The organism is Acinetobacter amyesii (assembly GCF_002018365.1).
GTDB classification, from domain to species: domain Bacteria; phylum Pseudomonadota; class Gammaproteobacteria; order Pseudomonadales; family Moraxellaceae; genus Acinetobacter; species Acinetobacter amyesii.
This window is the reverse complement of record NZ_MVKX01000008.1, coordinates 158,549-171,326: the sequence shown is the minus strand read 5'-3', so window position 1 is coordinate 171,326 and position 12,778 is coordinate 158,549. Positions and strand designations below refer to the sequence as shown.

General features: G+C 38.6%; 13 protein-coding genes. 4 read left to right on the top strand and 9 right to left on the bottom strand.

The features are described from left to right. Positions 1-1,173, top strand: a complete 1,173-nt coding sequence (gene lpxB, locus B1202_RS12905; protein WP_078191015.1) for a lipid-A-disaccharide synthase — start codon at positions 1-3, stop codon at positions 1,171-1,173. 4 nt (positions 1,174-1,177) lie between these two features. Here lpxB and B1202_RS12900 read toward each other — a convergent pair whose 3' ends face one another. Next, complete coding sequence (locus tag B1202_RS12900) at positions 1,178-2,128, bottom strand: AraC family transcriptional regulator (protein ID WP_078191014.1); 951 nt, start codon at positions 2,126-2,128, stop codon at positions 1,178-1,180. Positions 2,129-2,309: 181 nt separating this feature from the next. Between B1202_RS12900 and B1202_RS12895 the strand changes: the two genes are divergently transcribed. Beyond that, on the top strand, positions 2,310-3,515 hold the full coding sequence (locus B1202_RS12895) for an alkane 1-monooxygenase (RefSeq protein WP_078191013.1): 1,206 nt from the start codon (positions 2,310-2,312) through the stop codon (positions 3,513-3,515). A 110-nt stretch (positions 3,516-3,625) separates the two neighbouring features. Here the strand turns inward: B1202_RS12895 and B1202_RS12890 are convergent, their stop codons facing one another. The 7 genes from B1202_RS12890 to B1202_RS12860 all read right to left on the bottom strand — a co-directional run bounded on the left by B1202_RS12890 (position 3,626) and on the right by B1202_RS12860 (position 10,499). Further along, on the bottom strand, positions 3,626-4,570 hold the full coding sequence (locus B1202_RS12890; RefSeq protein ID WP_078191012.1) for a phosphatidate cytidylyltransferase: 945 nt from the start codon (positions 4,568-4,570) through the stop codon (positions 3,626-3,628). Further along, positions 4,570-5,220: a lysophospholipid acyltransferase family protein gene (locus B1202_RS12885; protein WP_078191048.1), complete on the bottom strand. Its 651-nt coding sequence runs from the start codon at positions 5,218-5,220 to the stop codon at positions 4,570-4,572. Before B1202_RS12885 ends, B1202_RS12890 begins: the two co-directional genes overlap by 1 nt. Before the next feature lie 61 nt (positions 5,221-5,281). Next, positions 5,282-5,710: a hypothetical protein gene (locus B1202_RS12880; protein ID WP_078191011.1), complete on the bottom strand. Its 429-nt coding sequence runs from the start codon at positions 5,708-5,710 to the stop codon at positions 5,282-5,284. Further along, a complete protein-coding gene (locus B1202_RS12875; protein WP_078191010.1) occupies positions 5,707-7,059 on the bottom strand; it encodes a phosphatase PAP2/dual specificity phosphatase family protein in 1,353 nt (450 codons plus the stop codon). The genes B1202_RS12880 and B1202_RS12875 overlap by 4 nt, the downstream gene beginning before the upstream one ends. Before the next feature lie 18 nt (positions 7,060-7,077). After that, entirely contained in the window at positions 7,078-8,832 is a 1,755-nt protein-coding gene (locus tag B1202_RS12870) for a bifunctional alpha/beta hydrolase/class I SAM-dependent methyltransferase (RefSeq protein ID WP_078191009.1), read from the bottom strand. 47 nt (positions 8,833-8,879) lie between these two features. After that, on the bottom strand, positions 8,880-9,515 hold the full coding sequence (locus B1202_RS12865; RefSeq protein WP_078191008.1) for a CDP-alcohol phosphatidyltransferase family protein: 636 nt from the start codon (positions 9,513-9,515) through the stop codon (positions 8,880-8,882). A 90-nt stretch (positions 9,516-9,605) separates the two neighbouring features. Beyond that, a complete protein-coding gene (locus B1202_RS12860) occupies positions 9,606-10,499 on the bottom strand; it encodes an acyl-CoA thioesterase (protein ID WP_078191007.1) in 894 nt (297 codons plus the stop codon). Positions 10,500-10,653: 154 nt separating this feature from the next. Here B1202_RS12860 and ybaK point away from each other — a divergent pair, with 154 nt between their 5' ends. Next, entirely contained in the window at positions 10,654-11,121 is a 468-nt protein-coding gene (gene ybaK / locus B1202_RS12855) for a Cys-tRNA(Pro) deacylase (protein WP_078191006.1), read from the top strand. A 112-nt stretch (positions 11,122-11,233) separates the two neighbouring features. On the opposite strand, the gene B1202_RS12850 is transcribed toward ybaK, so the two are convergent. Beyond that, positions 11,234-11,725, bottom strand: a complete 492-nt coding sequence (locus tag B1202_RS12850) for a hypothetical protein (RefSeq protein ID WP_078191005.1) — start codon at positions 11,723-11,725, stop codon at positions 11,234-11,236. 357 nt (positions 11,726-12,082) lie between these two features. On the opposite strand from B1202_RS12850, the gene B1202_RS12845 reads away from it, so the two are divergent. Further along, the gene (locus B1202_RS12845; protein WP_078191004.1) at positions 12,083-12,352 is read left to right on the top strand and encodes a hypothetical protein; all 270 of its coding nucleotides are present in this window, start codon (positions 12,083-12,085) and stop codon (positions 12,350-12,352) included. Positions 12,353-12,778: the final 426 nt, after the last annotated feature.

The following is a 12,778-nucleotide window of genomic DNA, read 5'->3' as shown; positions in this document are numbered from 1 at the left end:
TTGCAAAATCGGAAACTGAAAATTGGCATCGTAGTTGGGGAAGTATCCGGGGATACATTAGGCGCCAAGCTTATCCGCAGTTTTCGAGAGCAAGGGATCGATGCGGAATTTGAAGGCATCGGTGGTCCGCAAATGATTGCAGAAGGCTTTAACAGCTATTATCCGATGGATATTTTATCGGTGATGGGGATTGTTGAAGTCTTAAAAGATATTAAAAAACTCTTTGCTGTACGTGATGGTCTGGTTGAAAAATGGACTGAAAACCCTGTCGATGTTTTTGTTGGGATTGATGCGCCGGATTTTAATTTGCGTTTATCCAAGAGCTTGAAGCAAAAGCAGCTACCAATTAAAACAGTGCAATATGTCAGCCCTTCAGTGTGGGCGTGGCGTCAAGGGCGTGTACATGGCATTAAAGCAAGTATTGATTTAGTCCTTTGCTTATTTCCATTTGAAAAAGCGTTTTTCCAAAAATGGCAAGTTCCGGCTGCTTTTGTCGGACACCCATTGGCAAGTCAGTTGCCTTTAGATAATCCACTCGTTGCGGCTAAACACGAGTTAGGCTTAGATGAGCATCAAATACACATTGCATTACTTCCGGGCAGCCGTCGCGGGGAAATTGAGCGCTTAGGGCCTTTGGTACTGTCTGCCGCACAGATTTTGACGGAGCAGCATCCAGACTATGTGTTCCTGATTCCTGCAATCAATGATGCACGTAAACAGCAAATCGAATTGTTGCTCAAGCAGTATCCTGAAGCATTACAAGCCAAAGTTCGCTTGATGGAAAACACCGATACCGAATCTAAAATTGGCCGTCAGGTGATGAACGCATCGAATATTGTCGCTTTGGCTTCGGGTACAGCGACTTTAGAAGCGATGCTTTTACACCGTCCAATGGTGACCTTTTATAAGTTAAATTGGCTGACCTACCATGTGGTGAAATTGCTGATCAAAATTCCGTATTATTCATTGCCAAATATTATTGCGGGCAAAAAGGTGATTCAGGAACTCATCCAACATGATGCAACGCCTGAAAAATTAGCAGCAGAAATTGAAAGCTTGATGGATGTTGAAAAATCGCAAATTCAAGTGATGCAGCACATCACCATGCATAAACAACTGCTTTCAGGCAACAGTGAAAACCCTGTGGAAGCGATTTTAAAGCTTTTAGATTAAACCTTTAAGGTGACTCAGTTTTTGCGAGTTGATGCTGCTGTCGATACTGGCTCGGTGTTAGATCATAAAACTTTTTAAAAGTTTGGCTAAATGCCGTTTCAGATGAGTAACCGATACGATGGGCAATTTGCTGAATAGTCAGTTGCCCCATTTGTAAGTGCTGTGTTGCCAGTCGCAAACGATGTTGCTGCAAATAGGCGAGTGGTGATTCACCGAGCATTTGAGTAAATAAACTGGCAAATTTAGAACGCGACATACAACATTGTTCTGCCAAACTTTCGACGGTCCAAGCATGCTGCGGTTGTTCATGAATCGCGGCCAAAGCGTTGGATAATTCAGGATGACTCAAGGCATGCAACCAACTGCTTGAATCTGACAAGGCCGCAATATAATCACGCACACATTCGATAAATAAAATACTCACCAAATGATCCAAAATTTTGTCACGGCCTGGACGGATCTGATGCGCTTCAACTGCCAGAAAATGTAAGCCAATTTGCAACCATTCTGGTGCAGTACTGCTCATGATATGTGGTGTATGCAACAGCGTGGGGAGGGCATTCACTAAGGGCTTTGCCATAATGCTATCGACATGCCCGCGGATCGCCAGTACAAATAATTCCTCTGCTTCATGAGACTCAGCAGAATTTAATTCAATGGTTTTATTTCGTTGCTCTTGAAACAGTGGCGTGATGTTTATTGACTCGACCAAGACATCAGATTGTATAGATTTGCAGTGGTGGTTTTGCCCTGAGGGAATAAGGCAAAGATCGCCAGCTTCAAGCAAAACCTGCTCTTGATCTATATGCACAACACATTGACCTTGAATCACCACATACGCAACCATGGCATTGTGATCTTGAAAATGAAAAGCCCAAGGATGCTTTGATCTCAAATAAATATATTCAGATCGGTGGAGATGAATATCATCAAAAATTTTACTTAAAGCATCCATATTTCAAATATTTACTCATATTAATTTTGTATTTATAGATGGTCAATATGTGTTTAAAGGTCAACATTTATCCTTAAATGCCAAAGACGATCGCATAGTTTTTTTGGACGCTTAAAACTGTTCTGGTTGCCCATATTTTACGAATATAAACACAGAAGAAGTAATTAGGGAAGTCTAGCGCATGAATGCACCAGTAAAATTAAATGAACAGCAGCTCGCTCAGTTAGAAAGCAAAATCGGTAGTGTTTTAGATAAAAAACGTTATGGTTGGCTATTGAGTCCAGGTTTACCAGTCATTGGTATGGGGATCTTGGCGGGTTATCATTTTGGTCCAAAACCGACAAAAAAACTATTTGCCATGGGCGGGCCGCTTCTACTGCATGTCATTATTCCTGCACTGGATGCACTGATCGGTGATGATGCCAATAACCCGACAGATGATGACATCAAAGTTTTAGTGAATGATCCCTATTATGATCGGATCGTCAAACTATTTATTCCACTGCAAATGGCAGCGAATGCTTTTGCTGGCTATGTGGTTACCCGTAAAGATGTTTCATTATTAGATCAAGTTCTGCTTGGGATTTCGATGGGCGCCATCAATGGCGTCGGTGTAAATACAGCACATGAACTTTGCCATCGACCTCATAAAAAAGACCATTACTGGGCACATGCGACGCTCGCACCTTTAGGTTATAGCCATTTCCGCATTGAACATCCTTATGGGCACCATAAACGTGCGGCAACGCCTGAAGATCCTGCATCTTCAAAAATGGGTGAAACCTTTTATGAGTTTTGGCCACGCACTGTATTTGGTGGAATTAAATCGGCGGTGCAGATTGAAAAGCAACGTTTAAAACGTAAAGGTTTAAGTTTCTTTTCGAAGGAGAATGAACTGTTTCATGGTTGGGCGATGAGTGCAGGTTTTCATGCATCGATGCTGAAAATGTTTGGTAAAGGCGTGACACCGTATTTAGTTACACAGGCCTTTTATGGAATCAGCCTTTTTGAAATAATTAATTATATTGAACATTATGGCCTGAAGCGTGAGCAAAAAGCGGATGGAAGTTATGCGCGAACCATGCCTGAACATAGTTGGAATAACAATAATATTGTGACCAATCTATTTTTGTATCAATTACAGCGACATTCAGACCATCATGCGTATCCGACTCGTCCATTTCAGGCTTTAAGACATTTTGATGAAGCGCCAGAGTTGCCTAGCGGCTATGCCACTATGCTAATTCCTGCTTTAGTACCCTCTATTTGGTTTAAGATGATGGATAAACGTGTCTATGATCACTATCAAGGTGATTTAACTAAAGCCAATATTCATCCTAAACGTCGTGCAAGTATTTTTAAAAAGTTTGCGGTTTCAGACGTTTAAATCGAAAACATAATGAGAAGAATCCCAAGCTTGTTTGCTTGGGATTTTTTATTATGCTTAATTTTAAAACTTCAAAATCTAAAAATGATTGTTTTAAATGGATTCTCTTTTTAAGACCACCAATAGCGCAAAATGTGGAAAAAAATCGGTGCAGAAAAGCAGATTGAATCAATTCGGTCGAGCATGCCACCATGGCCTTGGATGAGTTGTCCCCAATCTTTTACACCACGATCGCGTTTAATGGCTGACATGACAAGACCACCAAAGAAACCAAATATACAAACAATAAAGCCAATACATGCAGCCTGTAGATAGCTGAAGGGTGTAAGCCATGACATAGCAACACCTAGTGCAGTGGCTAAAGCAATGCCTCCGATTAAACCTTCAACGGTCTTAGATGGTGAAAGTATTGGTGCGACTTTGTGTTTTCCGAATAGCTTGCCACAGACATATTGCAAGACATCGGAGGCTTGTACCACCATGATCAGCCAGATCGCTAGCCAAATTTTTTCACCTTCAAATCCGGGAAGTTTAAGATTTAATAGCGCAGGCACATGCGAAATACAGAATACGCTGATCATCAGACCCCATTGAATTTTTGAGCTACGTTCCAAAAAACGCGTGGTATCTTCGGCTTTGAGTGTAGCGATAGGGATAAGAAGAAACACATACAGCGGAATAAAAATAGAATATAGCCCGTACCAGTCGATATACACCAAGTAATACTGGTAAGGGATGACAAAATAAAAAGCGATCAGCAAAGGAAGATAATCACCGCGACGGGTCGGCAGTAAACTAATAAATTCACGTAAAGCAAAGAGTGAAATCAACGCAAACAGGATCACAAAGGCGATTTTGCCTAATGAAATTGCTACACCAAGTACCAACAACATGACCCACCATGCATTGATCCGCGCATTTAAATTGTCGATAACTGGCGCAGGTGCATAACCCGCTTTAAATTTTAAGATGGAGCCAATGGTTGAGGCAATAATCAAAATAACCGCAAAGATACCAAACAATACATAGGTCATTTGCGCATTGGTGAATTCCATTATTGATACTCCAATGCTTTTAATTTGAGTAATTCATCCTGAGCGTAGTTTAAAAACTCAGTTTTACTGTGTTCATTATGGGCTTCTAAAGGCTTACCAAAAATAACGGTAGATAATAATGGCAATGGTATAAGCGCGCCTTTAGGCATGACACGTTTTAAATTTGAGATCCATACCGGTACGATTTCAACATCAGGAAATTGATTTTTGAGATGAAATAAGCCGCTTTTAAACTCTAATAATTCAACGTCATCATTTAAATTTCGAGTACCCTCAGGAAAGAAAATAATCGAGTCACCTTGTGCTAATACGGTTTTGATCGGTTCTAAGGGGTCTTGATTTTGCTCTCGATTTCGCTGAATAGTGACGCCAGTAAATGTGTCTTGAATGAGAAAACGTCGAAAGCCATCTTTTAACCAATAATCCGATGCTGCTACAGGACGTGTCTTCCGTCTGAGATCTGTCGGCAGTGATGACCAAAGCAAAATAAAATCGATATGGCTATTATGATTTGCATAATAAATACGCTGTTTCATAACCGGTTTGCACCCGACCCAGAGACTCCGCGCACCCGTGAGCAGCCGCGCACCACGACGAGTGAGAAAGGCAATATAGCGAGCAATTGAACGGCTTAAAAAATTACCTTTCATTGGTGAGTGAGCATTCCCTGAAGTGTCTAATGGATTTGGCATAGCTTCAAATTATTGTGAATTATTTATACAGTAAAAATATGCAGATGAAAGCGAAGTATTGCAAGCAAAGGACTACGATCTGCAATTTAAATAAAGCTAGACAACCTAATTCACGTAGCTCCCATGCACGACCACATTTATTTGCAGGCATTAATTTTAGGTTAATTAAACTTAAGTCCAACTCTTTGGTGGTTTGTTCTAGGCTTTGAGTTTGGCTGCATTCAGCGACAGTGGCTAAAAGTGCCGAATCAAATTTGATTCTCAAGCTTAAATAATGTTGTATTCCGAGCAACACTAGACAAATTAATACATATAGCAAATCGAATAGCATCACATTGCCAAACTGGATGATGAGCCAGAGCGTGAGAATCGCTGCCACATAAGCTGAGATGAGCAACCCTGTGGTAGATTGCAACAACTTTGACAGCACCACAAGTTGTAAATTCATGGTGCAAGTCCTTTAAGTTTCAAACGATATGTATTTAAATGTTTTATTTGCGGTGCTTTAAGAACAACCCAAGGACGGTTATGGCGAATAATTCGTAAAACATCTTCGACTGAATATTCAGGATGTTGTTTCAATAATAATGCGGCAACTACAGCACTACTTCGTGAATATCCCAAAGCACAGAAGACCAAGATGTTTTGTGCTTCATCATTGTTGTTAGATTTCAAGAGTAGTTCTAAAGACTCTACAGCGTTATGCAGCTGATTGGCCTGTAAAGGAATCAGGTCTAAACTCAAGTTTTGAGCATAGGAGCACTTTGGATAAGTGGGTAATTCTGCGCAACAATCGAGTAAAGCATCATATTGTTGCATGACCTGTTTGGACGGATAGCGACCTAAATAAATATAACTCTGATTGATTTTGATGATTTTAGAATCTTCTGGATGGCGATAGGTCCAGATTCGGCTATTGATCCAAGCAAATACAAAGTAAGGCGCAAACAATATTTTTGCAGCAATGGTCATATCACCATGACTGAGTTTTTGAAAAAAATGGGGGCGATTGAATAAATATGCAAACGAAACTAAAAGCAGACTGCTTGCAGGATAGAGCAGCCAAAGCCACCAACCTTTTGCATGTGCGATTGCGCTACAAAATAAGGCAGCAAACAGATAAAGGATGCCGATTTTAATGTGCTTTAAACTTAGCCGACTTTGTTTATTTTGAACCCATGGCGCAGAGCCAGCCATCGGGAAAAGCCATAAACATAAGGCGCCGACCAATAAACCCGTTGGGATATCTATAAAATGGTGCTGCCAAGTGCTTAGAACCGAGAGACCGATCAAAAAGGACCAACCATCTACCAGATATTTTAGTTTGCCTTTGCTATGCCGACGGTAAAAATCCCAAAGAATCACCAGTAGTACAATGTGCAGGGAAGGTGCTTGATTGAAGGGTTTATCAAAACCCATCAAGACATCAAACCACAACCCGAAAAAACCTGTGAGTTCGGGGCGTTCAAAGCTAAAGCGTAGCGGAAAAAGTAGAAAACAGCTGATTGAAAGGATTTGTGCCGAAAATAGTCGCAGGACATGTTGTTTTAATTCAAACTTATTCCAACAAAGTAATAAAGACAATCCATAGAACAGATCAATCGACCAATAAGGCACAATACTCCATGGCCAAAGTGGAATATATTTTTCCCATTCAAAGACGATAATAGGAACAGAAGCTAAGCCAGCAGCGTATTGATTGGCAAAACCATAACTTAAGAAGAAAAAAGGTGCCAGAAATGCCAAACACAGTAGGCCGTATTTCCAAGTTCCTGTTTCCGTATCCAGTTTATGCATAAGATTGACCGTCCAAGCTTAAATTTTTTGTGCAACGGAAACGGTGAAAATACCAAACTCATCAATAACTTGATCGATTTTCTTGAATCCTGCTTGCTCAACCAGGGCATCCATTTCTGCTTGTGAGCGTAAACGCATGACCCATGCATCTCCTTGGCGATGTGAGGTCAGAGCACGGGCGATAAACTCTTGTTGCGGATGCCAAATTTGACCTGTGTAGATGAGATAACCATCTTTCTCAATGGCCTGGCTTAAGCCGGATAAGGACTGTCTAAGTAAATCATTATCACTAAATAATTCGTATAAACCTGAGACCACGGCTAGAGTGGGTTTAGGTTCAACACTGGCTAAAGAAGTGGTATCAAATGCATCCGCTTCTACAAATTTGGCAATCTGGCTAAAACCTCTTTGCTCAATCATTGCTTGACCCGCTTGTACATTGATCGAGCTATAGTCTCTGAGCAGGATGGATTCAGGCTGCTCAGGCAGTTTTTGTACGGCATCTAAAATATATCGGCCATGGCCTGCTGCAATATCCATAATCCGTACTGCGTGTTGAGCATCATTTAATTTAGAGACATATTTCGTTAATAATGCTTCAATATTTTGTTTTCTAACGCGAATACCACGCCAACCGATCGCATTTAAATATTGTCGATCGATGATTTTACCGAGAGCATTTTGGCTTTCTGATTGATCACGATAGACAAAATCTAAGGTGCTGCCAGAGTCATATCCTGTCACTTCACCAATTTTTAAACCCTTGGAAAAGAGACTACCAATTTTAAGATTTTGTTTGGTTAAGCTCCAAAATGCATGTTTTAAAGAATGTTTTGGAAGCGTTGAACTTAAAGTTTCAGCAACTGCACAGCTTGGGCCAATTTTATCGGCATCTAAAAGTTTAGGTGCGGAATATGGTTGTTTAAAACATTGTTGAATAAAGCGATGGATTTTATCTGTGGCGATTTTTCGATGTTTTTCACCCAAAGTATCATGATAAAAACCGTCTAAGACGTGAAATTCCTTCATTGGATGTGGGAGTTTTTGATAAAACGCCAATTGTGGTTTTTGATGCACCACGAAGTCAGATCCTGAACATAAGACTTGAGTAGGAACAAAAATATTTTGTGCATCTTTAACGATTCGATCTGACGCTGCATATAGACCCAGCAGCATCCGGACTGATATGGCCCGAGCGATTTGCGGGTCAGTGTCATAACTCTGCGCACGTGCAGTATCGTGCGTCAACATTTTGGCTTTGACATAACTATTAATAAAAAAGTTGCCAGCGAATTTGTTGAGGAGTGTTAAGCCTGGTTTTGCAAAAGGCACATAGAGTTTGATGTCAAATGCAGGCGAGGCAAGGCATAAAGCACGGATTTTAGGGGCATAATCATGCACCCATGTCGCGGCTAAAACAGCGCCAACGCTTTGAGCTACAATTGCTATATTTTCTGATCGGATTTGGTAAGTCTGTTCAATATGCTGAACAAAATATTGAATGTCTTGAACGCATGCGGAAAAACTAGGAGCATCACCACGTTCACCGGGTGTATTACCGTGTCCTCGCGCATCCCAAGCGAAAAAATCAAAATCAGGCAAATTCAATTCATTGACCAAATGCGCCATTCGTCCCGAATGTTCATGGCCACGATGAAATAAAATCACTGCTTTTTTCTTGCGGTTGTTTTTTAAATTGCTATTTTCCCAGTGTTGATAAAACAAGGATGTTCCATCATGGCTCGTAAAGGTATGCTGAGTATTGTTATACATTGTGTTGTTCTCAAAATAATGAATCGACTGACGATCAAAAATGAAATTTATTGTGGGTTGATAATGCTATTTTTAATGCGGTTATAAATCGTGATAAATAATAAAAAGATGATAATAATCAAAATACAATTACAGATAAGAGACAGTGTATTTAAACCGAAGTTAAATATAGAAGAAGTCACGATCACGATACAGATGATGCTAAATACAAAAGCACGGTCACTTTTTCCCATTGGACCATCGTAACGACGTTCTTGACCCAGTAATGGCGCCATCACACCTGTATATTCAGCAAGTATGGCGAGAAAACAGGTCAAAATTAGCAGTTCGGCTTGAATAAAAGCAAAACAAATTAAACTAAAATAGAGTGCTGAGTCGGAAATCACATCACATAATTCATTATAAAAAGCACCGAGTTTGGATTGTTGGTTGAACTCACGTGCCAGCATGCCATCTATGGCATTGAAGCCCATTCGAATAAGCATCCACACGGGGAAAATCAACAGTAAAATGCCAATACCGTTGTGAGAGAAATAGATATAAATAAAAAATGCTACAGCTAGCGAAATGAACATTGCCAGTAGTGTTACTTGATTTGCTGTAATACCAAGATGATGAAGTGATTTAACCAAAGGTCGCAGTAAGTTTTGAAATGCAGGCTTAAGCTGGTAGATCGAAGGCATATTATTGTTATAGCGGTATGATTTGCATGAATTTTATACGCTGGATGCTTAACTTAACAAGAATTTGAATGTTAAAGATTGTCACAGGGCTCAAGATTTGCCTGTATAACGCATTAAGTTTTCTTGTGTAGTACTTGCAACTAATTTTCCATTTTGCCACATTTGCCCATGAGTAAGCCCACGTGATTGGGAGGTTCGGGTGGTATTCATTTCATAGAAAACCCAATCATCTACCCTAAAGGCATGATGAAAATACATCGAATGATCAAGGCTGGTTGCGATGAGTTCAGGAGACAGATAATTTAAACCATGAGTTTTGAGCGCCGTTGAATATAAATTATAGTCTGAATAATATGCTGCAATGGCTTGATGTATATGAAGTTGGTCAAATTGTGCATCCAAGGCATCATGGAGTTTTAAATATTCTGCATATTGATTTTGATTTAAGACAGAAGCTTTATCGGACAGTGGAAAATCTGTCAGCACGTATTCAATTGGTTTAGATATAAGCTGAAAAGGCTGTAAAAATGTGGATAGATATTCAGGTGAAATAGATGATTGGATTTGTGCTTTATAGAATTGCTCCTCTTTGAGCTTACTTGGTGGAAACTGTTGGATCAGATCTGGTTCAGGTATTTGATACTGCATACCCATTTCGTTATTCATATAGGACAACATCACCATATATATTGGTTTGCCATGCTGTATGGCGGTCACTTGTCGAGTGGAAAAACTATGGCTATCACGTAAATTTTCGACTTTAAATAATACGGGATAATTTGCAAGACCCGCAGAAATAAAGTTGGCATGTAAAGAGTGGAGTGGGAGTGTACAGGTAAAGGATGCACTGACTATGCTCTGAGCAAGTAATTGTCCACCAAAAATATGGTCACCAAACAGAGGTTTACTTTGTGCTAAAAAGTAGCCCTGATCTTTGGGTACTACAGATAATAATTGGATGAGGTCTTGAGTCAGCGTTGTCATATTTTTTTGAAATTTTTGCTTTGTTTAAATGTATTCAACTCAAACTTATTGCACAAGTCATGTTCATGAAAAATATAAAAGTGTTCGCAGGTCTTTCTAGAATAGGCTTATAATCGAGTTTTCCTAGTTGTCCGAATGGAATGACGAAAAAGCAATGACACCTGCATGTAAACTCTTAAAATCTAATAAAATCGACTTTACAATTCATGAATATGATCATGACCCAGAAGCAAAAAGTTTTGGTTTGGAAGCTGCGGAAAAACTTGGTTTAACGGTCGAAGAAGTCTTTAAAACATTGATGGTTACGGACGATAAAAATTACTTTGTTGCCGTATTGCCTGTGGAGTTTCAGCTGAATTTGAAAAAAGTGGCTACAGCATTTGGCTGTAAAAAACTCAAAATGGCTGACCCAAAAGATGCAGAGCGTTTAACCGGTTATTTGGTTGGTGGTATTAGTCCAGTTGGACAGAAAAAAGGCTTAAAAACTGTGATCGATACTTCTGCGCAAAACTTAGCTAAAATCTATGTGAGTGGCGGTAAGCGTGGTTTGGATATTGGTTTAAAACCCGAAGATTTAGCAAAAGTTTTGGGTGCAAAATTTGCTGATGTGATAGATGTCTAAATGCGTTTTTGCCTACTTAAATTTAAGTGAATTTAGAGGGAATACCTTCCACTTCAAAATTTATAAAATAACAGAAGCAGCATTGAGCGGCTTTGTGGTTCGATGTCGCATCTTAATTGGGGATATTTGAAGGAGAAATCACACATGAATATTCGAACTCTCCGGGTTTAGTCTCTTTAAGTAAGTTTTCCCAAGAACTATTCTTTGTTGTAATCCAGCCGTAAATATCTTCATAAAATTCAGGATTGAGATTAGCTTTTTGAATATATGATTTATTTAGAAGAAATTTTGTCATCAAACACATTGAATTCAGCTCAATTGGATTTCTATTTTTTTCTAAACTAAAATTATTTTTGGCTTCAACTTCGTATTTTCTCAACATAGTTGCTTTGAGTAGTGTTGATTTAAATAATTCCATAGTTAAATCATTAGGAGGTGTTTGATTCGCAAGGGCAAAGAGATTTCCATCAATTCTCAACATAGACGGGAAAAAATTTGCCTGTACATCTAATTCTTGCTGAGGAGACGGTGAAGATTTACATCCTGTTGTTAAAATACTGCTAAAAATGAGAAAACTTATAAACTTTAAAATTTTGTTATGCATCTAGGTGAATTCCTTGTTCAGCTAAAACTTTTAACATTTTAATCTTGGTTAATACGTATTTTGTACATACTAATACGGCTCATTTCACTTCAACTGATTATTTATAATTTGGAAGTTCTAGCTAAGACTACACTTTTGTTGTTTCGGTTTTAGCTTTGAAAAATGTAAAACATATGTGACTACAGAAGCAAAATTTAGTAAAACTTCATGTTAGAGGCTCATTCATTAACAGTGCTTAATTATATTTAAACGTAAAAAATACCTATAAAAAATAGGTATTTAAAATCCGACTAAAATAGTTGTATTTTAATTTAAAAGCTGTAGTTTGAAAGTGCGATCTAATAAAGAGACAACAAAATGCCTTATTCAAATTCGAAAGCGATTATTGAGCAAATCTATAATTTTGTATTAGAAAAACATGGTTTAGCGTCTAAAAGTCGATTTATGCAGTTATCGATCTTCTTTAGAGAATTGCATGAAGGGGATGAGTCAAAATTTACCGCAGATAGGTCTTTTTATTACAAAGGAATCTTTAACAACAGAGAAAAAAGTGTATTTGCGAATGCTGCGCCTGACTTTTTTGATAAGCACAAGTTTTTGGATTGGGTTGTTAAATCAATTGATTGATTTCAACCAAATCGTTTGAGTACATATTCATCACTCATGCTGTATAGCCAGTCTGAATAGAAGATATAGATCAGAAAGCAGTAGGTGTTTGTTATGAAATACATGCTTATTGGCAATAAGGATGTATGGTCAGTATGGTGTTAGTAAAGTCTTCAATGATTAAAAGTTAACTGTACATTTTGTACCTTGCTTTAAATAAAAGCTCGGTTGGAAGCAGAATATAAAAACCCATGTAATAGACATGGGTTTTTAGTTTAAGTTGCACAATGTGATAATGCGGCTAAAAAATAATCAACATGATTTATTTGTTCTATGCTAAATGAGAAAATTATCATTTAGTTCCATTTCAGAAAATTGTATAAATAAAAACAGAAAAGTTCATATCAAAAAAATTAATTTTTAAATACATAGAGATAAGACCAAATT

What these genes read in the sequence shown, in the direction of transcription:
- B1202_RS12860 (WP_078191007.1), bottom strand. Translation starts at nt 10,499, where the DNA reads ATGACAACGCTGACTCAAGACCTCATCCAATTATTATCTGTAGTACCC.
- B1202_RS12900 (WP_078191014.1), bottom strand. Translation starts at nt 2,128, where the DNA reads ATGGATGCTTTAAGTAAAATTTTTGATGATATTCATCTCCACCGATCT.
- B1202_RS12850 (WP_078191005.1), bottom strand. Translation starts at nt 11,725, where the DNA reads ATGCATAACAAAATTTTAAAGTTTATAAGTTTTCTCATTTTTAGCAGT.
- B1202_RS12845 (WP_078191004.1), top strand. Translation starts at nt 12,083, where the DNA reads ATGCCTTATTCAAATTCGAAAGCGATTATTGAGCAAATCTATAATTTT.
- B1202_RS12870 (WP_078191009.1), bottom strand. Translation starts at nt 8,832, where the DNA reads ATGTATAACAATACTCAGCATACCTTTACGAGCCATGATGGAACATCC.
- ybaK (WP_078191006.1), top strand. Translation starts at nt 10,654, where the DNA reads ATGACACCTGCATGTAAACTCTTAAAATCTAATAAAATCGACTTTACA.
- B1202_RS12875 (WP_078191010.1), bottom strand. Translation starts at nt 7,059, where the DNA reads ATGCATAAACTGGATACGGAAACAGGAACTTGGAAATACGGCCTACTG.
- B1202_RS12885 (WP_078191048.1), bottom strand. Translation starts at nt 5,220, where the DNA reads ATGAAAGGTAATTTTTTAAGCCGTTCAATTGCTCGCTATATTGCCTTT.
- B1202_RS12890 (WP_078191012.1), bottom strand. Translation starts at nt 4,570, where the DNA reads ATGGAATTCACCAATGCGCAAATGACCTATGTATTGTTTGGTATCTTT.
- B1202_RS12865 (WP_078191008.1), bottom strand. Translation starts at nt 9,515, where the DNA reads ATGCCTTCGATCTACCAGCTTAAGCCTGCATTTCAAAACTTACTGCGA.
- B1202_RS12880 (WP_078191011.1), bottom strand. Translation starts at nt 5,710, where the DNA reads ATGAATTTACAACTTGTGGTGCTGTCAAAGTTGTTGCAATCTACCACA.
- B1202_RS12895 (WP_078191013.1), top strand. Translation starts at nt 2,310, where the DNA reads ATGAATGCACCAGTAAAATTAAATGAACAGCAGCTCGCTCAGTTAGAA.